21 protein-coding genes are annotated in these 22,328 nt (G+C 45.9%); 12 read left to right on the top strand and 9 right to left on the bottom strand.

Annotated features, from left to right (window positions below; all coding sequences use genetic code 11):
• The first annotated feature begins 200 nt into the window (after positions 1–200).
• The 8 genes from A3860_RS11025 to argH all read left to right on the top strand — a co-directional run bounded on the left by A3860_RS11025 (position 201) and on the right by argH (position 8,719).
• Positions 201–929, top strand: coding sequence for a GNAT family N-acetyltransferase (locus tag A3860_RS11025; protein WP_081146748.1), 729 nt, complete (start codon positions 201–203; stop codon positions 927–929).
• A 17-nt stretch (positions 930–946) separates the two neighbouring features.
• Positions 947–2,149 carry an argininosuccinate synthase gene (locus tag A3860_RS11030; RefSeq protein WP_081146749.1) on the top strand — a complete coding sequence of 401 codons (1,203 nt, stop codon included), beginning with the start codon at positions 947–949 and terminating at the stop codon, positions 2,147–2,149.
• Between the two features lie 81 nt (positions 2,150–2,230).
• Complete coding sequence (gene argC / locus A3860_RS11035) at positions 2,231–3,247, top strand: N-acetyl-gamma-glutamyl-phosphate reductase (RefSeq protein ID WP_081146750.1); 1,017 nt, start codon at positions 2,231–2,233, stop codon at positions 3,245–3,247.
• A 42-nt stretch (positions 3,248–3,289) separates the two neighbouring features.
• The gene (locus A3860_RS11040; RefSeq protein ID WP_081146751.1) at positions 3,290–4,435 is read left to right on the top strand and encodes an aspartate aminotransferase family protein; all 1,146 of its coding nucleotides are present in this window, start codon (positions 3,290–3,292) and stop codon (positions 4,433–4,435) included.
• Positions 4,436–4,564: 129 nt separating this feature from the next.
• Positions 4,565–5,536, top strand: coding sequence for a Rossmann-fold NAD(P)-binding domain-containing protein (locus A3860_RS11045; RefSeq protein WP_081146752.1), 972 nt, complete (start codon positions 4,565–4,567; stop codon positions 5,534–5,536).
• Positions 5,537–5,547: 11 nt separating this feature from the next.
• Positions 5,548–6,333, top strand: coding sequence for an acetylglutamate kinase (gene argB / locus A3860_RS11050; protein WP_081146753.1), 786 nt, complete (start codon positions 5,548–5,550; stop codon positions 6,331–6,333).
• Positions 6,326–7,399, top strand: a complete 1,074-nt coding sequence (locus A3860_RS11055) for a M20 family metallo-hydrolase (protein WP_081146754.1) — start codon at positions 6,326–6,328, stop codon at positions 7,397–7,399. Before argB ends, A3860_RS11055 begins: the two co-directional genes overlap by 8 nt.
• An 18-nt stretch (positions 7,400–7,417) precedes the next feature.
• Positions 7,418–8,719: an argininosuccinate lyase gene (argH, locus tag A3860_RS11060; RefSeq protein ID WP_081146755.1), complete on the top strand. Its 1,302-nt coding sequence runs from the start codon at positions 7,418–7,420 to the stop codon at positions 8,717–8,719.
• 5 nt (positions 8,720–8,724) lie between these two features.
• Here argH and A3860_RS11065 read toward each other — a convergent pair whose 3' ends face one another.
• Genes A3860_RS11065 through A3860_RS11075 form a run of 3 tightly spaced genes read right to left on the bottom strand, consistent with a single transcriptional unit; the run spans position 8,725 to position 11,848 of the window.
• Complete coding sequence (locus tag A3860_RS11065) at positions 8,725–10,014, bottom strand: M28 family metallopeptidase (RefSeq protein ID WP_081146756.1); 1,290 nt, start codon at positions 10,012–10,014, stop codon at positions 8,725–8,727.
• A 36-nt stretch (positions 10,015–10,050) separates the two neighbouring features.
• On the bottom strand, positions 10,051–10,785 hold the full coding sequence (locus A3860_RS11070; protein ID WP_014221839.1) for a LytR/AlgR family response regulator transcription factor: 735 nt from the start codon (positions 10,783–10,785) through the stop codon (positions 10,051–10,053).
• Positions 10,786–10,792: 7 nt separating this feature from the next.
• Positions 10,793–11,848 (bottom strand): sensor histidine kinase, encoded by a 1,056-nt coding sequence (locus A3860_RS11075; protein WP_081146757.1) that lies wholly within the window; start codon positions 11,846–11,848, stop codon positions 10,793–10,795.
• A 243-nt stretch (positions 11,849–12,091) separates the two neighbouring features.
• Between A3860_RS11075 and dxs the strand changes: the two genes are divergently transcribed.
• Both dxs and A3860_RS11085 read left to right on the top strand, forming a co-directional pair.
• Positions 12,092–14,023: a 1-deoxy-D-xylulose-5-phosphate synthase gene (gene dxs, locus A3860_RS11080; RefSeq protein WP_081146758.1), complete on the top strand. Its 1,932-nt coding sequence runs from the start codon at positions 12,092–12,094 to the stop codon at positions 14,021–14,023.
• Between the two features lie 193 nt (positions 14,024–14,216).
• Positions 14,217–14,867, top strand: coding sequence for a murein L,D-transpeptidase catalytic domain-containing protein (locus A3860_RS11085; RefSeq protein ID WP_245843514.1), 651 nt, complete (start codon positions 14,217–14,219; stop codon positions 14,865–14,867).
• Positions 14,868–14,981: 114 nt separating this feature from the next.
• On the opposite strand, the gene A3860_RS11090 is transcribed toward A3860_RS11085, so the two are convergent.
• From A3860_RS11090 to A3860_RS11105, 4 genes are all read right to left on the bottom strand, one after another.
• Positions 14,982–15,809 (bottom strand): segregation and condensation protein A, encoded by an 828-nt coding sequence (locus A3860_RS11090; RefSeq protein WP_081146759.1) that lies wholly within the window; start codon positions 15,807–15,809, stop codon positions 14,982–14,984.
• Between the two features lie 211 nt (positions 15,810–16,020).
• A complete protein-coding gene (locus tag A3860_RS11095) occupies positions 16,021–16,953 on the bottom strand; it encodes a DUF3078 domain-containing protein (protein ID WP_081146760.1) in 933 nt (310 codons plus the stop codon).
• A gap of 76 nt (positions 16,954–17,029) precedes the next feature.
• Positions 17,030–17,395, bottom strand: a complete 366-nt coding sequence (gene mscL, locus A3860_RS11100) for a large conductance mechanosensitive channel protein MscL (protein WP_245843515.1) — start codon at positions 17,393–17,395, stop codon at positions 17,030–17,032.
• A 102-nt stretch (positions 17,396–17,497) separates the two neighbouring features.
• The gene (locus A3860_RS11105; RefSeq protein ID WP_081146762.1) at positions 17,498–18,244 is read right to left on the bottom strand and encodes a PPK2 family polyphosphate kinase; all 747 of its coding nucleotides are present in this window, start codon (positions 18,242–18,244) and stop codon (positions 17,498–17,500) included.
• Positions 18,245–18,328: 84 nt separating this feature from the next.
• Here A3860_RS11105 and A3860_RS11110 point away from each other — a divergent pair, with 84 nt between their 5' ends.
• Positions 18,329–19,198 carry a DMT family transporter gene (locus A3860_RS11110; RefSeq protein ID WP_262497296.1) on the top strand — a complete coding sequence of 290 codons (870 nt, stop codon included), beginning with the start codon at positions 18,329–18,331 and terminating at the stop codon, positions 19,196–19,198.
• A 106-nt stretch (positions 19,199–19,304) separates the two neighbouring features.
• Here the strand turns inward: A3860_RS11110 and frr are convergent, their stop codons facing one another.
• Positions 19,305–19,868 (bottom strand): ribosome recycling factor, encoded by a 564-nt coding sequence (frr, locus tag A3860_RS11115; RefSeq protein WP_081146764.1) that lies wholly within the window; start codon positions 19,866–19,868, stop codon positions 19,305–19,307.
• Between the two features lie 175 nt (positions 19,869–20,043).
• Entirely contained in the window at positions 20,044–21,183 is a 1,140-nt protein-coding gene (locus tag A3860_RS11120; RefSeq protein ID WP_081146765.1) for an MraY family glycosyltransferase, read from the bottom strand.
• Positions 21,184–21,438: 255 nt separating this feature from the next.
• On the opposite strand from A3860_RS11120, the gene A3860_RS11125 reads away from it, so the two are divergent.
• Positions 21,439–22,275 carry a transketolase gene (locus A3860_RS11125; RefSeq protein WP_081146819.1) on the top strand — a complete coding sequence of 279 codons (837 nt, stop codon included), beginning with the start codon at positions 21,439–21,441 and terminating at the stop codon, positions 22,273–22,275.
• The last annotated feature ends 53 nt before the right edge of the window (positions 22,276–22,328 follow it).

Genomic DNA, 22,328 nt, shown 5'->3' on the forward strand with positions numbered 1-22,328 from the left:
TATAGTGCGTGGGGTTTTTCCTGTACGGCTTCGTACAGTTTTTTACTTCCAACCTATCCCCGTAAGGGTGCGACGTTGATACTTTCTGTACCATACAGTGTGTTCTATGGTGACGGGAATGGCTTCATTTCCTGCAAGCCCTCATCCCCGGCACAATGTTTTAAGCCGTTGCATTTTTCACATTTAGCCTTGTTTCAAAAATGGAAACCCAACAACAATTTCAGGTTATTGTAGCTAACGAATCGCACCTCAGCTTTGCCCAGATCATTTGCGATGAAATGGCCTCGAGTGCCAAAGCCCGTGGAACCGGTATAGCTAAACGTTCGCCCGAATATATACAACAGAAAATGCGCGAAGGGAAAGCCGTTATTGCCTTTAACCAGGACGGTATTTGGGCTGGCTTTTGTTATATTGAAACATGGAGCCATGGAGAGTATGTGGCCAATTCAGGATTGATTGTATCGCCCAACTTTCGCAAAGGCGGACTGGCAAAGGCCATTAAGAAAAAGATATTCGAGCTGAGCCGGCAAACATATCCCGAAGCAAAAATATTCGGTTTAACTACCGGACTGGCGGTGATGAAGATCAACAGCGACCTGGGGTATGAACCCGTTACTTATTCAGAGCTTACGCAGGACGAAGCATTCTGGGCCGGCTGTAAAAGCTGTGTGAACTATGACATTCTCATGAGCAAGGAAAGAAAGAACTGTTTGTGTACCGCCATGCTGTATGATCCAAAAGATCACTATGAGCCTGAAGAAACCAAAGAGTTCTTCGAAGAGAAGAAGAGTGTGTTTGAAAGAATGTTACGCATAAAACAATGGAAATTGCTGAAGCCCTTCTTTAAGGAGGATAAAGACACCAATAGCGGATCGGGTGGCGGTGGCGCTGCCAAACTCAAATCTTTTTTTCATTTTTTTAATTTCTAAAAACAATTTCTGGGAAGATGGCAAAGAAAGTCGTACTCGGTTTTAGCGGTGGATTAGACACTACATTTTGTGTAAAATACCTGGGCGAAGACCAGGGTTACGAAGTGCACAGCATTATTGTAAATACCGGTGGTTTCAGCGATGAAGAACTGAAGAAGATCGAAGAGCACGCATACAAACTGGGCGTAAAAACACATACCACAGTTAATGCAGTTAAAGGATATTACGACCGCATCATAAAATACCTCATTTACGGCAACGTGTTAAAGAACAACACCTACCCGTTAAGTGTGAGTGCCGAACGCCTTAGCCAGGCCCTGCACATTGCCGAACATGCGCAAAAACTGAAAGCCGATGCAGTAGCACACGGCAGCACCGGCGCCGGTAACGACCAGGTTCGGTTCGATATGATCTTCCACATCCTGATACCCGGTGTTGAGATCATTACCCCCATCCGCGATCTGAAACTGAGCCGCGAAGCAGAAATTGAATACCTGAAAGGCAAAGGCGTGAACATGAACTTTGCCAAAGCCGTATACTCTATCAATAAAGGATTATGGGGAACCAGCGTTGGCGGTAAAGAAACCCTTTCATCAAAAGGCATGCTGCCCGAAGAAGCATGGCCGACCCAGGTTACCAAAACCGGCAGCGAAGAAGTAAAGCTGCACTTTGAAAAAGGTGAACTGAAAAAAGTTAACGATAAAACATTTGATCATCCCAGCGAAGCCATTCAATACCTGCAAACCATTGCCGGCGCCTATGGCGTGGGAAGAGATATTCACGTAGGCGATACCATTATCGGCATCAAAGGCCGGGTTGGTTTTGAAGCCGCTGCCCCCATGGTGATCCTGAAAGCGCACCATGCCCTTGAAAAGCATGTGCTCACCAAATGGCAGCTGAACTGGAAAGACCAGCTGGCACAGTTCTACGGTAACTGGTTGCATGAAGGCCAGATCATGGACCCCGTAATGCGCGATATTGAAGCCTACCTCGAAAACTCGCAGGCGCATGTAACCGGCGATGTATTTGTAAACCTGCAACCCTACCGCTTCCAGATCATCGGTATTGAATCTACCTACGACCTCATGAGCAGCAAGTTTGGCAAATACGGTGAAATGAATACCGGCTGGAGCGGCGAAGATGTGCGCGGGTTCAGCAAGATCTTCGGAAACCAGACTTCCATCTGGAACTCGGTGAAAGAAGACAACGAGAAGAAGTAAGTGGTAGCGTTGGCCCATTTGCAATTACCCCACCGGTAGGGGCGGGTGAGGCCAGGTTGAAAAGATAAAAGAACGTTTTGTATGAGTAAGAAAATATCAGTTGGCATTATTGGTGGCGCCGGGTATACCGGCGGGGAATTGCTCAGGTTACTGATCAATCACCCCAATGTGGAGATTGGCTTTGTGAACAGTAAAAGCAATGCAGGCAATCCCATTCACCAGGTACATGCCGATCTTATTGGTGAAACCAACCTTCAGTTCTCAGATGACCTGAGCGCCCTGGCCAATGGCAGCATCGATGTATTGTTCCTGTGTGTAGGCCATGGCGATGCCCGCAAGTTTTTAACTGAGTACACAGTAAATGATAAAATAAAGATCATCGATCTTTCTCAGGACTTCAGGCTGAACGCCAAATCATCAATTGCCAATCGCCAGTTTGTTTATGGATTGCCTGAGCTGAACAAAGACCAGATCAAAACCGCGCAAAACATTGCCAACCCGGGTTGTTTTGCTACCGGTATACAATTAGGCCTGTTGCCGCTGGCAAAGGCCGGCCTGCTCGATTCGGTGTACACCACCGGTATTACCGGTTCAACGGGGGCGGGACAAAGCCTGTCGGCCACTTCCCATTTCTCATGGCGGGCCAATAACATTCAGGCATATAAAACCTTAACGCACCAGCATTTGAAGGAGATCACACAGTCGTTGCAACAATTGCAGCCATCCTTCTCGCCCACTTCTTCCGAAGGAGTTGATGCGCTGAGCTTCATTCCCTGGCGCGGCGATTTTACCCGGGGCATTTTCATTAGCTCACTGGTTGATTGCGACTGGAAGATTGAACAGCTTACTGAACTGTATGCTGATTTTTACCAGAACGCCCCCTTCACGGTGATGAGCAAGGGTGAGATCTTTTTAAAGCAGGTAGTGAATACCAACAAATGCATTATTCAGTTGGAAAAAGTGGGCAGCAAACTCGTGGTGCACAGCGCCATCGATAACCTGACCAAGGGCGCCTCGGGCCAGGCAGTTCAGAACATGAACCTCCTCTTTGGTATTGATGAGGGTGCCGGCCTGAAATTGAAAGCGAATTATTTTTAATCATATGCGGAGCGGGAAACCGCCACTTAAACCTTTAGTACAATGAAACTCTTTGACGTTTATCCGATCAATAACATCATCATCGAAAAAGCCAAAGGCTCTTACGTATGGGATGACAAAGGGGAACAATACCTTGACCTGTATGGCGGTCATGCGGTAATTAGTATTGGCCATACCCATCCGCATTATGTAGAGCGATTAACCTCCCAATTAAATAAAGTCGGCTTCTATTCCAATTCGGTTAAAATGCCGTTGCAGGAAGAGCTTGCCGAAAAGCTGGGCAAATTATCGGGCAAACCCGACTATCAGTTATTCCTGATAAGCTCAGGGGCCGAAGCCAACGAAAATGCACTCAAGCTGGCCTCCTTCCACAATGGCCGCAAGAAGATCGTTGCATTTAAAAAATCTTTCCACGGACGTACCTCCCTGGCTGTTGCTGCCACCGACAACCCTTCTATTGTAGCCCCGGTGAACCAAACGCCGAATGTGATCTTTCTTCCCTTCAATGATGTAGCAGCGCTTGAAGCCTGCTTCGCAGCGCAGGGTAATGAAATTTCATCGGTGATCATCGAAGGCATTCAGGGCGTGGGCGGCATCAATGTAGCCAGCGAGTTATTTTTACAGGCCATCAGGCGTTTGTGCAGGGAATACAATGCCGTATTCATTGCCGACAGCGTACAATGCGGCTACGGCAGAAGCGGTAAGTTCTTTTCACAGGATTATGCCGGTGTAGATGCAGATATTTATACCATGGCCAAAGGCATGGGCAATGGCTTTCCTATTGGCGGCATCATCATTGCCCCGCATCTGCAACCCAAACACGGTATGCTGGGCACTACCTTCGGCGGCAATCACCTCGCCTGCGCAGCCGCACTGGCCGTGGTTGAAGTGATGGAAAAAGAGAACCTCATTCAAAACGCTGCCGAAGTAGGACAATACCTGATAGATGAACTCACGAAGATCCCACAATTACAAAATGTACGGGGCCGTGGCCTCATGATCGGCTTTGACGTTCCTGAAGCCTTCAAAGACCTGCGCAAGAACCTGCTGTGGAAACACAAGATCTTCACCGGCGAAGCCAAACCCAATGTGATCAGGCTGCTGCCCTCACTGGCCCTGCGTAAAAAAGATGCAGACCAGTTACTCGAAGCAATAAGAGAAGAAGTACAGGTAGGCGCCGAAGCGTAATTAAACTTATAAGGGTGAGCTCCCCTGCAAGGGGCTCACCCAACAAATAAACCGGGGGTGAGCCGCCCTCCAAAAGGCGGCTCACCCCCATTATATCTTTCATCATTTAAAATTCCTTCCTGCTAAGGCATGAAAAATTTTACAAGTGTATATGATGTGCAGCAGCTTGATGCACTGGTAAAAAAAGCGCTGGCATACAAGGCCGCTCCGTTTAAAGATAAAACTTTGGGAGCCGGCAAGCGCATTGGTTTGTTGTTCCTTAACCCCAGTATGCGCACCCGCCTCAGCACCCAGATCGCTGCACAGAACCTTGGCATGGAACCCATCGTGTTCAACGTTGGGCAGGAAGGCTGGGCCCTGGAATTTGAAGAAGAAGCCATCATGAGCGGCAGCACTGTTGAACACGTGAAAGATGCAGCCCCCATCATGGGTAACTATTTTGACATTCTGGCCATTCGTACTTTCCCTTCCTTAAAGAACCGGGAAGACGATTACAGCGAACTGTATATAAAACAATTCATCAAATACGCCGGCATTCCGGTAGTAAGTCTCGAAAGCGCTACCCTGCATCCCCTGCAAAGCCTTACAGACATTATTACCATCAACGAATGCCTGAACGCTTCTCCCCTGCCTGCAGGTAAAAAACCGAAGATCGTATTAACCTGGGCCCCGCACGTAAAACCGTTGCCGCAATGTGTGGCCAACAGTTTTTCGCAATGGGTGAACGCCTGGGGAAAAGCCGATTTCGTGATCACGCATCCCGAAGATTACGAACTGGATGAACAATTCACCAAAGGCGCCACCATTACCCACGATCAGGACGAAGCATTAAAAGATGCCGATTTTGTATACGTGAAGAACTGGAGCACATTCAAAGATTATGGTAAGATCTATAACAATGACCCCGAATGGATGCTTACCAACGAAAAGCTGTCTGTTACCAATAATGCCAAAGTAATGCATTGTTTACCCGTACGGCGTAATGTGGAACTGAGCGATGAAATACTCGACGGGCCCAACAGCATCGTTACCCAGGAAGCCAGTAACCGGGTATGGGCGGCGCAGGCTGTGCTTAGTGAAATACTTGAATCGAAAAAATAAAGTAGTATCCAGTGTCAACATTATATGTCGTTAAGATAGGCGGTAACATTATTGATGATGAAAAGAAGTTATCGTCTTTCCTGAAAGATTTTGCAGCAGTAAAAGGCCATAAGATACTCATACACGGCGGCGGTAAACTGGCCACCAAACTGGCCGAACAAATGAACATACCGCAGCGGATGATCGATGGCCGCCGTATCACCGATGCCGAGACCCTGAAGATAGTGACCATGGTGTACGCCGGTTATATCAATAAAAATATCGTGGCGCAATTGCAGGCAAACAACTGCAACGCCATTGGCTTAAGCGGCGCCGACGGCAATGTGATACTGGCGCATAAAAGAAATCACCCTACCATTGATTATGGCTTTGCCGGTGATGTGGATGCCATCAATACCTCCCTGTTAAAAAGCATTCTCGATCAGCAGGTGGCCGTAGTAATGGCGCCCATTACCCACGATCAAAAAGGGCAATTGCTGAACACCAATGCCGATACCATTGCCCAGGAAGTAGCCAATGCATTGAGCCCCCTGTATGATGTGCAGCTGATCTATTCGTTCGAAAAAAGCGGTGTATTGCTCGATGCCAATGACGACAGTACGGTAATTTCATCCATTAACCCTTCCTATTACCAGCAACTAAAATCAGAACAAAAAATATTCGCCGGCATGATCCCTAAACTGGACAATGCCTTTGCCGCCCTGAACCGGGGTGTAAAAAAAGTGATCATAGGCAAAGCTGAACAGTTAAGCGATCTTCTTACCGGTAATGCCGGAACAAGCATTGTACATGAGTAACTTAACATTACATACACTGCAGCAGCGTGCTATTGAATTACTGAAGCAGTTGATCAGTACGCCTTCTTTCAGCAAAGAAGAAGATAAAACTGCTGAGATCCTGAAGACCTTCCTTGAAAAACATGGTGTGCCGGTAAAAAGCGTTCAACACAATGTGTACGCACGCAACGCACATTTCGATGACAGCAAGCCAACCATCCTGCTCAATTCGCACCACGATACGGTAAAACCCAATAAGAACTATACCCTCGATCCGTTCACCCCAACTGAAAAAGACGGGAAGCTGTACGGTTTGGGCAGCAACGATGCGGGCGGTCCGCTGGTTGCGCTGATCGCTACATTCCTGTATTTTAATCAGGAGCCTGATCTTAAATACAACCTGGTACTCGCAGCTTCTGCCGAAGAAGAGATCAGCGGAAAGGGCGGCATTGAACTGGTATTGCCACACATCGGTAATATTGATTGCGCTATCGTAGGTGAACCCACCCAAATGCAAATGGCGGTGGCCGAAAGAGGATTGATGGTACTGGATTGCATAGCTCACGGCAGGGCCGGGCATGCTGCCCGAAATGAAGGGGAGAATTCCATCTACAAAGCCATAAAAGACATAGAGTGGTTCCAAAGCTACCAGTTCCCCAAAGTCTCTGACCTGCTGGGGCCGGTAAAGATGAGCGTAACGGTCATTGAAACCGATAACAAAGCGCACAACGTAGTGCCGGCTCAAACAAAGTTTGTAGTTGATACCCGGGTAAATGAGCTGTATACGTTTGAAGAGGTGCTGGAAACCATTCATAAAAGCGTGCAGTGCGAAGTATTGCCCCGCAGTACGCGGTTGCGATCTACCTCCATTGCACTGGACCACCCATTGGTTAAAAGTGGTATTGAGTTGGGCAGAACCTATTACGGCTCCCCCACTACATCAGACAAAGCGCTGATGCCCTTTCAGGCATTAAAAATGGGCCCTGGCGATTCAGCACGGAGTCATACCGCAGATGAATATATTTACATAAATGAGATTACTGAAGGAATAGAATTATACGTGCAGTTGCTTAAAAAAATCCTGTAATCACAGAAACGAATTCACATGAAACTTTGGAGTAAAGAATCAACCAATACATCGCAGCTTGTTGAAACCTTCACAGTAGGCAGAGACAAAGAGTTCGACATTCTGCTTGCCAAATACGACGTGCAGGGTTCTATAGCACATGTGCGCATGCTGGGCGAAGTTGGTTTAATGACGAAAGAAGAAGCTGATACCGCTGTTAAAGGACTTGAAGAAATTGCCGCAGACATTGAACATGGCCGGTTCGCCATAGAAGAAGGTATTGAAGATGTACACTCCCAGGTTGAATTCATACTTACCCAACGCATTGGCGATGCCGGTAAAAAGATCCATAGCGGCCGCAGCCGCAACGACCAGGTGGCTGTTGATATAAAATTATACCTGCGGGCAGAGGTGCTGGCTGTAAAGGAAGAAGTAAAACAATCTTTCGACCTGCTGATCGCCCAAAGCGAAAAATTCAAAGACCATTTATTACCGGGCTATACCCATTTGCAGATCGCCATGCCTTCTTCATTTGGTTTATGGCTGGGCGCTTATGCCGAAAGCCTCACCGATGATATGGAACTGCTGGCAGCTGCTTACCAGGTAGCCAACAAAAATCCATTGGGCAGCGGCGCCGGTTATGGTTCTTCATTTCCCCTGAACAGAAAACGCACCACTGAGTTATTAGGATTTAAAACCCTTAACTGGAATTCGGTATATGCACAAATGAGCCGCGGCAAAACCGAGAAAGTGATTGCCACCGCACTGGCCGGTATTGCCGGCACCATTGGCCGCCTGGCGATGGATGCCTGTTTATACATCAACCAGAATTTCGGGTTTATTTCTTTCCCGAACGAATTAACAACGGGTAGCAGCATTATGCCGCATAAAAAGAACCCCGATGTGTTTGAGCTCATCCGCGCCAAATGCAACCGCATACAATCAGTTCCCAACGAGCTGACGCTGTTGCTGGCCAATCTGCCTTCAGGCTATCACCGCGACCTGCAGCTCACCAAGGAAATATTGTTCCCTGCTATTGAGGAATTAAAAGCCTGTTTGCAAATGACCCGGTTAATGCTCGACAACCTGTCGGTTAAAAGCAATATCCTGGACGATGAAAAATATAAGTACCTGTTCAGCGTGGAAGCCGTTAATGAACTGGTGAATAAAGGCGTTCCTTTCCGCGAAGCCTATAAACAGGTAGGCAACCAGATCGAAAAAGGCGAGTTCTCATTCGACTATAAAAAGCAACTGGTACACGTGCACGAAGGCAGCATTGGCAATTTATGCAACCGCGAAATTACCGGTGTTATGGACCGGGTGTTGGAGAAGTTTAGTTAGTTATACTACCGCTTCAAAGCATCTTCAGTCACCCGCGAAGGAGTATCCTTTCCTGCAACAATAGAAGTTGAACTTATGGCAATAGCTTTTATGATAGCCGCCATATTGTTCATATCGAGGGTTTCTATCTCATCTTCCTGGGTATGATAATACTTTTCGCTGTCCATTTTTGATGTGGAGATCGTATGCGCCGGTACGCCCAGCCTGGCCAGCGTGGCATTATCACTTCTGTAAAAAAGTTGTTGCGTGGGGTAAGGGTCGGGATAGAACTTAAAATTGGTTCCTTCCAGGTTCTTCTCCAGTATTGTTCCCATATCAGTTTTTTCGTACCCGGTTATAAAGGCTGAGTTAGTGCCCCATTTACTTTCGGTACCTATCATTTCAATATTGAACATGGCCATTACCTGGTCGGGACTGAACTGTTGTGAAAAGTATCTTGAGCCATACCCACCACTCTCTTCACCGGTAAAGGCGGCAAAGATGATGGTACGTTCATTATTCTTAAGCTTCGCAAAATAATGGGCCAGCATCATCACAGCAGTGGTGCCCGCAGCATCGTCATTGGCGCCATTGTAAATACTATCGCCCGCTTCATTTGCCCGGCCCACACCTAAATGATCATAGTGGCCCGAAAAGATCACATATTCATTCTTCTTTGATTTGCCCGGCAATATGCCCACCACATTTTTCAACGGCATGCTGGTTACTGTTTGGCGGTATTCAATGGAGTACTCGCCCGCCTCCTCACTGGCCAGCACCATTACGATATTACCCTTAGGTGCAAACTGGTTCTGCATACCTCTTCTGTATACATCAAACCACTTGCGATGCGCCGTATCAACCATCAGTAAATAATCACCACCGCTTTTTTGCAGGCGGCTTACCAATACGTTCAAGGTATCTGTACCATGTACAATAACCTGCTTATAACCCGAGGCCTGGGTAACCGTCAAAGTTTCTTTGGCAGTGATGGCCGCCACGCTTTTTTCATCGAGCACCCGCCCATTCATTTTACCACCAGCCATCACCACTTTTGTTCGCAGCATGACAAATTCCTGTAAATAGGTGTTGCCATTTACTGGTTGAAGACCCGCCTTTTTAAATTCTGAAGCAATAAAATCAGCCGCCTTGTCTATCTCGGGCGAGAATATTTTACGGCCGCGCATGCCGTCGGCCGATAACGTTCTTTCGATACGTTCAACTTCCTTTGCGTTAATGACTTTGTCAATGGATTGGCAAAAAGCGGTTTGCTTTGCTAACAAGATCAGGATAAAGTAGGAATAACGCTTAACCATGAATTATTTTTATAAGGTAGTATAAAAGCTCACCATTTAAAGGCTCATCATTTCTTTGAACTTCACTGTTTGGCGGCGGCTCACTTCTATTTTTTCGCCTCCTTTCAGTTCAAGCAACAGTCCGCCATTGAAATACGGCTCAATTTTATCGATCAACCGCAGGTTCACAATATGTTTACGATTGGCCCTGAAAAAGGTCTTTTCATCGAGCCTTTCTTCCAGTGCATTCAGTGATTTTAAGATCAGTGGCTTATTAGGGCCAAAATACACTTTAGCATAGTTGCCCACGCTTTCAAACAAACGAATATCCGACAGCTTTACAAACCAGCAGCGCTCGCCGTCTTTCACAAACACCTGGTCATTCTCGCTCAGGATGCTTCGGTTAAAATTCACCGGCACCATAGGTCCCTGTTCGCGTTCTTCCTGCAGGTGCAGCTTTTGAATGGCATCTGCCAGCCGTTTGGGTTCTACAGGCTTTAACAGGTAATCGAGGGCATTTACCTCAAATGCCTTTAATGCATATTCGTCATAAGCCGTGGTAAAAATAACAAGCGGGGCTTTATCCAGTTCCGACAACATATCGAAACCGGTTTTACCCGGCATTTGTATATCAAGAAAGATGAGATCGGGATTGATGTTCTCAATTTTTTCTACCCCTTCCCCGGCATTGCTTGCTTCAGCAACCACTTCAATTTCAGGAAAGTCCATAAGCAGTTTACGCAGCTCACTTCTGGCCAGCCGTTCGTCGTCGATAATAATGGCTTTGATCATAACTGGTTTATTTTATTTCAACAGGGATCAATATGCGTGCTTCCACCAGGTCAGACCCCACTTGCTTTATTTCAAAATTAGCCTTTTCGCCAAATAATAACTGCAACCGGTTTTTGGTGCTGAACAATCCAAACCCATCGCCTTCCTGAATATGTCCGTTCAGGTAACCCGTATTCAACACCACCAGTTCGTGAAAATTCTCTTTGAAATCAGAGACTACCTTTACCACGCCACCCCCTATTTGTTTGCCAATGCCATGTTTGATGGCATTTTCAACCAGCGTTTGCAACATCATGGGGGGAACCGGTTGATCGAGCGTATCTTCGTCGATCTGGTATTCTATCTTCAGCCGGTCTTCAAATCGGATATACTCCAGCGCCAGGTAATCCTTTACAATATCCAGTTCTTTTTCGAAAGGAACTGTTTCCACTTTTTCGGCCTGCATGCTGCTGCGCAATATATTGCTGAGCTCGGTGATGGCATTGCGGGCACGGCCGGGGTTTTCATCGATGAGAGCCCTGATGCTGTTAAGGGCGTTGAAAATAAAATGCGGGTTAATATGCGCCTTGATCGTTTTCAGTTCCAGCTCTTTTACCAGCGATTCTAACCTGATCTTATCCAACTGCGCCTGCCGCGTTTTTAAAATATAGTGATAGGCAAAGTAGATCATGTTCCAGATAAGAATGAACATGAAACAACCCATGGATGCCCGCATGATCTTGTTCAACAAATTAATGGGCTTTTGCCGCGGCGCTTCTATCTCCAGCACCTGTTCCAACGTAGTGCCAATAGCGGCATAAATGAGTGCGAACAGGATAGAAATAAAGAATATATAAAACACCTGCTCATTCACCGGCTTATCAACGATCTTATAGCTTTTTATGAAAAACCGCATTACATGGGTAACAATAAAGCCAATACCCGCCTCCAGTACCAACACGTGGTAAATAAAAGGGGTTTCCTGGGTGTGCAGGGTAATGTAAAAAAATATGAACAATAAAATAAAGGCGCTCCAGCCTACACACTGACATAGCCAGTAATATGAGATTCTCTTCTTTATCATACGCGTTGGAACTGTAACAAATCTAGGCAATTAGCCTACTCTGGTTTCGTATTTTGGATATGTGGCCGTATAAATAGGTTACCGGCACTACAAAGTAGTGAAATTGTCAATAACTCGGCAGTATTTTCCCACCACTGAAATAATCTTGATCGTGGCCCGTTTTTTTGTTGTGTTAAAATCGGGCCTTTATTAGGGCTCATGATTTAAAGCTGTATTTTTGTCGATAATAAATTTCATAGTAAAATGGACATCACGCCCGGCCCATTGTTGAGTACCGTTAATTCCCCCGCCGATCTTAAAAACCTGAGCAGAGAGCAGTTACATCAACTTTGTGACGAATTAAGGCAATACATCATCGATGTAGTGAGTGTACACGGAGGTCATTTTGCCGCCAGCCTCGGCGTGGTAGAGCTTACCGTAGCCCTGCATTACATTTACAATACCCCATACGATCAACTGGTATGGGACGTAGGGCACCAGGCATATGGCCACAAAATACTGACCGGCCGCCGCGATGAATTCCATACCAACCGTAAATACCACGGTATCAGCGGTTTTCCCAAACGCAGTGAAAGTGAGTACGATACCTTTGGCGTAGGCCATTCTTCCACCTCTATTTCCGCCGCCCTGGGCATGGCCATGGCTGCCAAATACAAGGGTGAGAACCGTAAATCAGTTGCTGTCATCGGCGATGGCGCCCTAACCGCCGGCCTCGCGTTCGAGGGAATGAACCATGCGGGTGTAGCCGATTCTGACGTGCTGATCATCCTGAACGATAACTGCATGAGCATTGACCCCAATGTGGGCGCGCTGAAAGAATATTTGACCGATATCACTACCTCCCATACCTATAACCGCCTAAAAGATGATATCTGGAAGGCGCTGGGCAAATTACCCGTTGGTAAGAACTTTACCCGCGAAATGGCCAGCAAGCTCGAGCACAGTATCAAAGGCTTTATCAACAAAAGCAGTAACCTGTTCGAATCGTTAAAGCTGCGCTACTTTGGTCCTATCGATGGCAATAACATCACCAAGCTGGTTGATACCCTGCAGGACCTGAAAAAGATCCCCGGCCCCAAATTACTGCATGTAATTACGGTGAAAGGAAAGGGTTATGCCCTGGCCGAAAAAGAACAAACCCTTTGGCATGCGCCCGGTTTGTTCGACAAGATCACCGGTGAAATCTATAAAAAGAAATACGATACCCCACAACCGCCCAAATACCAGGATGTGTTCGGGCATACCATTATTGAGCTGGCCGAAAAGAACGACAAGATCTTTGGCGTAACACCGGCCATGCCTTCGGGTTCTTCGCTCAAATTCATGATGGACAAAATGCCCAACCGGGCTTTTGATGTGGGCATTTGCGAACAGCATGCCGTTACCCTGAGCGCCGGTATGGCTACCCAGGGCATGCGGGTATTCTGTAACATTTACTCTTCGTTTATGCAACGCGCCTACGACCAGGTGGTGCATGATGTAGCCATTCAAAAACTGCCGGTAGTGCTGGTGCTCGACCGGGCCGGACTGGTTGGTGAAGATGGCCCTACCCATCATGGCGCCTATGACATAGCGTATATGCGATGCATCCCCAATTTGGTCATCAGCGCTCCCATGAATGAAAGCGAATTGCGCAACCTGATGTACACCGCGCAGCTCGATACCATGGAGTGGCCCTTCGTTATCCGCTATCCCCGCGGTACAGGTGTTATGCCCGAATGGAGAACGCCTTTTGAAGAAATTCAAATTGGCAAAGGCCGAAAGATCAAAGACGGTCAGGATATTGCCATTCTTACCATTGGCCATCCCGGTAACTTCGCCACCACCGCCATCCGGGAATTAAAGATGGATGGACTGAACCCCGCGCATTATGATATGCGTTTCGTGAAGCCGCTCGACGAAGCAATGCTGCACGAGGTGTTCAGCAGGTACGATAAGGTGATCACGGTAGAAGACGGTACCGTTACCGGTGGTTTTGGCAGTGCCATTCTCGAGTTCATGGCGCAGCACAACTACAAAGCCGAAGTAAAAATATTAGGTATCCCCGATCGCATAGTGGAGCATGGCACCCCGAAAGAATTGTATCACGAATGTCATTACGATGCACCTGCTATTGCAGCAGCAGTGCGTGAGCTGATGAAAGGGAAGGTTACGGTGAACCAGTTACTGGGATAAGAAGCGGTTACCGGTTACCAGTTGCCAGTTACCAGTTGTCTCATGCGGGACGCCCGAAAATAATCGGGAATCCCGTAATTAGAGCCCGGTAACCTGTAACCTGTAACTTATTTTTAACATCCCCGGTCATCGTTTTACGTATGGAATAACGTTATGAAAGCGTCTTCGCTTTTATCATAACCACCCTTCCACCATGAAACGCGTCATACTCACTACCATCGTTCTGCTGTTCTGTTTTTTACTGGCAGGTGCGGCCTGGTATTATTCAAAACTAAAGACCGGAACACGCACCACACATCGCACCGCCAACATAACAGCCTCACCCGCATTAATGGGCAGGCTTAACAGCCGGGCCAATCAGTTGCAACTATATGCGAAACAACATGCTTACAATGCAGATCTTTGCTTTTTGATTGATATGAGTATAGAATCGGGGCGGAACCGTTTTTTTATATACGATCTGCAGAAAGATAGCATACTCGATGCAGGGCTGGTAGCGCATGGTTCCTGCAATAAGAACTGGTTAAGCGGCCGCCAGTACGGGAACGAAACAGGCTGCGGCTGTACGTCGCTGGGGAAATACAAGATCGGAAATCCGTACAAAGGTAAATTCGGCACCGCCTATAAATTATACGGGCTCGACTCCACCAACAGCAATGCCTTTAAACGGTTTGTTGTATTACATTCATTTTCCTGTGTGCCCGATGAAGAAGTGCACCCTGCCCCTATTTGCCAAAGCCTGGGCTGCCCCATGGTGTCACCGGCCTTTATGAACAAGCTGGCAAAGATCATCGATCAATCAAACAAGCCGGTGCTGTTAACTATTTTCGATCAAAATAAATAAATCGCTTACCTGCCAGGCCAATTCTTCGAGTTCGGTCTTCTTCTGCTTCGCTCAATTCTTCGACTTCGCTCAAAACAAAACTGCCCCAGCGGGAAGCCAGGGCAGTTGAATTATTTATAATACCGATTCCGGTTGCCGGTCGGGATCATCATCGGGGTTTAACGGTGGCTGTTCGGGATCAACATCCTGCTCCCAGTTCTCGTTCAATTCAACCATAAAGTTATTACGCCCTTCGCCCACCATAATGGTCATGTATTTCATTTGAACCAGCTCGAGCATTGAAAGGAAGATAAAAATGGCATGTATGCGGTCCTGACAAACATCGAACAGCTTTTCAAACGACAATACCTTTTCCCTCTTCACGGTTTCCAGGGCGTAGTGGCGGCTTTCATCCATGGTGTAGTTGTATTTCACCACGGTATGCACCGGCTTCGTCATATTACGCTGTTCCACCTTCTTCATTACCCTTTCAAAGGTCTTCATCAGCTTGAAAAGGGTGATGGTTTGAATTTCGGTACCCTCGCCGCTTTCTTCACCAATGTTGGCAATTTCCTTGGCCAGGTTACCACGGCGAACCATCAGCATACGAATGGCTTCCATTTCGGCCATCTTGGCCGAGGCTTCCTTAAAGCGTTTGTATTCAAGGATCTTGTCAACCAGTTCCTGACGGGGGTCAATCTCATTACCCTGTGCATCCAGCTCTTTACGGGGAAGCAACATCCTGGCCTTGATGCGCATGAGGGTTGAAACGAACAGAATGAATTCGCTCGACAGCTCAATATTCAACTGCTCCTGGCCATGGATATATTCAAGAAAATCCTTGATGATACTGCTGATGGGAATATTATAAATATCCAGTTCGTCCCGTTCAATAAAGAACAGCAACAGGTCGAACGGACCTTCAAACTGCGGTAACTTGATCTGATACGACGGTTGATTCACTTGCTTCTTTTTTTAACCTGATCCCCACTGGCCGGTTGTATTGCGACGCGCGCCGGGAGCCAACAAACGTACGCCAAAAAAACAATTGCAGAAAATTACAGGCAGCCATTGGCTGAGATTGTCTATAAGTTGTGAAAAGTTCCTTTGACACTTCTACTTCGCGCCCTGCAAGCCGCTCAGGGCCCTATAACAAATATTAAAAATCAATTAGTTAGAACTTTCGCATGTAGCCAATGCCTATGAACTGCCGCACCTGCAGCCGGGGTGCATTTTTGTCGGGGCCAAAGCTCTTTTGATCATCATCATAAATAAAATCGGCCCCCAGGCTAAAGGAGAAACCTTTATATACGTTCATGCTGATCAGGTTGCTCATGAACACATCGATGTTCTCTGGGTTGTGCTTGTAGTTGGAAAACAGATCGAGCTTGGCTTTATACGTTAAATTCTTTATTATTTCCCTATTGCAGGTGGCTGATAAATAAGCACCTATTTCATTACGCACTGTTTTACCTGAATCAACACCATAGGCGCCTTTTGCCGACAAAGTATCATCCTTAACAATGACCCAGCGGGTTGTGATGGGTGAAAGGAATAATGAAAAAGTAGGACTCGGCTTCCAGTCCATACCCAACGCAACGATCACATAAGCCGGGGCCATAAAGTTGGACGTTTTTATTCTGGTAGTATCATTGGGATACGTATACCCCGCAGTAAACTGTGAACGAAAATTGAACAATCCGGTCAGGAACATATGGTCAAACAACTGGCAGCCATATTTTGACACCACATCAATACGGTCATTGGTTTTACGGGTGCCCAGGGAAGTGGAATTTATATAGCCCAGCTCGAGGTCAATACTGTTATCCCAGGAATGAATTCCTTTTTTATAAAAAGCAAACAGGTTTACCAGGCCATTTGCGTTTAAGGAGAACTGATCGCCACCCGCGGCCCAGTTAGAGAGGGATGTTTGTCCAAATGTACCATTGAACAAACCACCCGTTTTCCAGGTTTTTACAATGGTATCTTTATCATCTTTTGTAATTGTTTTAGCCGATTCTGTACGTAACTCCTGAACCGTTTTATCCTGTGCAATACTACTGACTGTTAGGAGTAGAAAGGCTAAAGCCAGGGCAACCTTCTGCATACGATTAAAAATGAATAAGATTAAAAAAAGGCATTCTGAGTAACTCAAAATGCCTGCAAATATAAAACCACGTGGTCTATTTCCTTAATGAATCGCGGATCTCGCGTAATAAAATAATTTCTTCGGGGGTAACGGGGGCTGCCACTTCCTCTTTTTTCTTGAAGCGGTTGATGGCTTTCACGATCAGGAAAAGAATAAATGCAACTATTATGAATTTAAGAATAGCCGCTAAAAACTTTCCTACTTTAACGGTGCCCAATATGGTCAGTTTGTCAAGGTCCTGCAGGTTAGCGGCTTCCAGGGCGGGTTTCAATAACAGGGGCGTTATAACATCATCAACAAGCGAACTAACAATACTGCTAAATGCCGCGCCAATGATTACACCAATGGCCAGGTCAACAACGTTGCCCTTCATGGCAAATTCTCTGAATTCTTTCATCATTCCCATAGTAATAGTTTTAGTTGTTAATGATATATACTTCTAATATATCGATTTTTTCAATATCACTTTGTTATTAACAGGCTATTAATATTCCCAGGCTGCTCACTTCTTTAAGCCGGGGAATTTCATATCGAGCTTTTCCAGGGCCTTCAGCAGGGTATGCGCAATTATGTATTCTTTATACCAGTTCTGATCGGCCGGTACAATTGTCCAGGGTACATCATTACAATTTTCAAAGCAATCTTCATAAGCCTCCATATAATCGTTCCACAGTTTGGCCTCCTCAAAATCCTGCTCATTATACTTCCATTGTTTGGCAGGGTTACTAATGCGTTCCCTTAACCGTTGCTCCTGTTCTTCAGGGGATATATGCAGGTAGAATTTTAATATAGTGGTACTGTTATGCTCCTGCAGCAATTGTTCAAAATCGTTGATGGCCTTCATGCGCTTTTTGGCGGTTTTGTCATCTACCCACTTGTGTACGCGGGTTACCAACACATCTTCGTAATGCGAGCGGTTAAACACCTGGATGGTGCCTTTGTGCGGGGTCACCGAATGTATCCGCCACAAGAAGTCATGACTCAATTCTTCAGCGGTAGGCGCTTTGAAAGATTTTACGTTTACCCCCTGTGGGTTCATAGATGTAAAAACGTTTCTTATAACACCGTCTTTTCCACTGGCATCCATACCCTGCAATATAACGAGTACAGCATGCTTCGATTCGGCAAATAATAAATTCTGCAACTCATCCAGTTTTTCGAGAATGCCGGTTATTTTGGCTTTTGTTTCTTCTTTATCCCAGTCCTTCGGCGCCCGGGTGCTTATATCCTTCAGTTTGATCGTTGCCATACAAATATGTTTATTTCAAATTATTACATTTCAAATGGAATACCTGATTTTTGAACAAATTTTTACATGCCGGGCAACAGGGGGATGCTTTTTAACGCGATCGTTTTTATTGCGCTTTGTATCATTTGGGGGAGCTCTTTTATTCTTATGAAAGAAGGGATTGCTCATTTAAGTGCCTACCAGGTTGCCACCATTCGCATACTCAGCGCGGGCATAGTATTGTTGCCGGTAGCCATACAACAATGGAAGAATATTCCCCGTAACAAGCTGGGGTATGTTTTTTTATCGGGTTTGTTAGGCAGCTTCTTCCCGGCTTATTTGTTTTGCCTGGCCGAAATAAAGATCGATAGTTCCCTCGCCGGCTTTCTGAATTCGCTCACGCCCATCTTCACCATATTTACCGGATTGCTATTTTTTGGACAGGTGTTCCAGTTGCATAAATTAATAGGGGTACTTATTGCCATTGGCGGTATGTTGGTATTACTGTTTGCCAAAGGCAGTGTGAATATGCAATATCTCTCTTATGCCTCGTTTGCGCTGGTTGCAACCGTTCTATATGGGTTTAATATAAACCTGGTGGGCCGTCATTTGAAAGAAACGTCTTCGCTGGCTGTGGTGGCGGTAAGCTTTGCGTTACTGCTGCCCATTTGCTGTATTATCCTTTGGGCAACCGGTTATTTTTCATTGCCGCTTACCCAGAAAAATATGCTTTTTTCAAGCGGCGCCTCCTTCATATTGGGTATTATGGGAACGGCAGTTGCCACCATTCTTTTTTATATACTTATAAAACGCGCCGGGGGGTTACTGGCTTCTATGGTTACTTACGGTATTCCGTTCATTGCATTAACGTGGGGAAGGCTGGCGGGGGAATCGATTGTTGGATGGCAGGTAGTGGGTTTGATTATTATTCTTGCGGGGGTATATGTTACTACGAGATGGAAGGTAAAACCCTGAGAAGCTAATTGCAGATTTTGAGATTTGGGGATTTTGAGATCTCAAATAGTTGTAGCTTCTGAAAAATCTCAAAATCCCTAAATCCCGAAATCGCTAAATTTCATTTTTAAACGGTCATGATCTCTTTTTCTTTCGCTGCCAGGTGTTTATCAACCAGCCCAATATAGCGGTCGGTCATTTCCTGTACGTTCTTCTCACCGTCTTTACAAACATCTTCGCTCAAACCGTTCTTTTGTAATTTCTTTATTTGCTCCATGGCATCGCGGCGGATATTCCGGATGGCCACTTTTGAATGCTCCCCTTCGCTGTGCGATCTTTTCACCAGGTCCCTGCGCCTTTCTTCGGTCAATGGCGGCATAAATAACCTGATAATATTTCCATCATTCTGTGGGTTAATGCCAATGTTGGCGGCAATGATGGCCCTTTCAATGGGTTGAAGCATATTTTTTTCCCAGGGCTGAATAGTCAGGGTGCGCGCATCGGCTACCGAAATATTACCAACCTGGTTAATGGGTGTTGGTGTTCCATAATAATCAACTACGATACCATCGACCAGGTTTGGATTGGCTTTTCCGGCACGTACTTTCACTAATTCTGTTTCCAGGTGGCTAATGGCCTTATCCATGTTCTCCTGGGCTAATTCCTGAATAATATTTAATTCATCTGACATAGGAAGAAATATTAAATGCCTGCAAACCTACTTAAATTTTTTGGATGGCGGAGAGAGCAAAGGGTTACCGGTTTCCAGATTCCGGGTACCGGGTCCTTATTGCAGGTTTAAAATTATTATTCAGCATACCTGTAAATCGGAAATTTTCCGGTAACTGGTAACTGGCAACTGGAAACTAGTTCTTATGCTCCAGAATAGTATCGGTAGTAAGCGGAACGATCTTGGTGCTTGTACTTGTAAGCTCCCCTTCCGGCACATCAATGGTTTTGGCCACGAACAGGCGTGTGCGCGGACGGGTATAGTACAATGCCGCAATACCCGAAAAGAACACGATCAGTATAGCCAGGATGATCCAGGTGCAACCCAGGTTACGGCCTGCATATGCTGCCAGAATGAATAACACATTAATTGAAACCAGCAGCAGGGTAATATTGCGATGTGAAAAGCCCCTGTCGAGCAACAGGTGGTGTATATGATTTCTGTCGGGACTAAAAGGCGAACGGCGTTGGAAAGCACGTATCGCAAACACCCGTAATGTATCCATTAAAGGAATTACCAGTATAGCAATACTGATGGCCGGTGAAGCAATAACCGGGTAAGTAATATCGGCCTGGTTGGCAACACTGATGAATTTTATAACCAGTATGGCGTTCACCAATCCAATGAGTAGCGACCCCGTATCGCCCATAAATATTTTTGCAGGCTGAAAATTAAATATCAGGAAAGCCATGAGGCTGCCCGCGAGTGAAAAGGCCAGTATCGAATAGGCCAGCATGTTCACCTGTAAAAAATAAAAACCGAATATAGAAGAAGCCAGCAGGCCCAATGAACCAGCGAGGCCATCGATGCCATCAATTAAATTAAAGGAGTTAATGATAACAATTACGGTGAGGTAAGTCAACACCAGGCTGAACATTTCAGGCAGTTCATGAATGCCCATAAAGCCATACATGCTTTTTATCTGGATGTTGCCTTTATAAATGATGAGGAAGGCCGCCAATACCTGGCCAATGAATTTTTTAATGGGAGAAATAACAAGGATATCATCTTTCAGGCCCAGGAAGAAGATCACAAAGGCTGCTGCAAAATAATATTGGAAGTCGGTTGCCGCCAGGTAGGGAATGGCTATTAAACAGGCCAGCATAAACCCTGCAAAGATCCCAAGGCCACCCAATGAGGGTATAGGGCTTTGGTGTACTTTTCTGGCATCAGGTATGTCAAATAATTTTTTCTGTTCTGCTACGGTTATAATTACCGGTATAGCTAAGAAGGTAATAGCGAAAGAAATGGCTATAGAAAATAATACATCAAACATCAGCCTGATTTTGTAAGTATTGTAATAATAATGCGTGAATACGAACGTGCTACCAATCGGGCCGGTTGGCTCATGAACACAAAAGCACCGCAAATTACAGCGTATTTTCTAATTTCCAACTATTAATAACACTTACTTCAAATACGGGTAATTTTCTATACAACGGCATATGATATAAAAATATTGGGAAAGTTTAATTTGATTTATGTATACAAAACAATTCCTGTAGTTTTGCAGCCAAATTTTAATCTTGCTATGCCACCTTTAAAGGACATTGCTACTCAAATTCGCAGGGATATTGTACGTATGGTTCATGGTTGTGCCAGTGGTCACCCCGGGGGGTCACTTGGCTGTACCGAGTATTTTACCGCATTGTACTTCAAAGTAATGAAGCACAATCCGCAATTCACTATGGAAGCGCGCAATGAAGATGTTTTCATATTATCAAACGGCCATATTTCACCTGTATTTTACTCGACTTTAGCCCGTGCGGGTTATTTCGACGTAAAAGAACTATCCACATTTCGTAGGATTGACTCCCGCTTGCAGGGTCACCCCGCTACCCATGAGCACCTGCCTGGTATTCGCATTGCCAGCGGCTCCCTGGGACAGGGCATGAGCGTTGGCATTGGGGTTGCTTTATCGAAAAAGCTGAATGGGGAGAATAACACAGTATACACTTTACATGGCGATGGCGAGCTCGATGAAGGTCAGAACTGGGAAGCTATCATGTTTGCCGCCCACAATAAAGTAGATAACCTTATTTCTACTATTGACTGGAATGGCCAGCAAATTGACGGTCCAACCGATAAAGTAATGTCACTGGGCGACCTGCCAGCTAAATTCGCGGCTTTTGGCTGGGATGTAATGATCCTTGATAAAGGCAATGAGATTGATGCAGTAGTAGCTGGTCTTGAAGCGGCTAAAGCCCGTACCGGCAAAGGCAAACCGGTTGCTGTATTAATGAGAACGGTTATGGGCGCCGGCGTTGACTTTATGGAAGGCCACCATGAATGGCATGGTATAGCGCCTAACGATGAGCAACTGGCCAAAGCACTGGCCCAGTTACCAGAGACGCTTGGAGATTATTAATTTGATGTAAAAGGTCTAAAAATATTGAGAACGGAGCTTAACAGCTTCGTTCT

The sequence above is a fragment of the Niastella vici genome (assembly GCF_002077945.1).
GTDB lineage: Bacteria > Bacteroidota > Bacteroidia > Chitinophagales > Chitinophagaceae > Niastella > Niastella vici.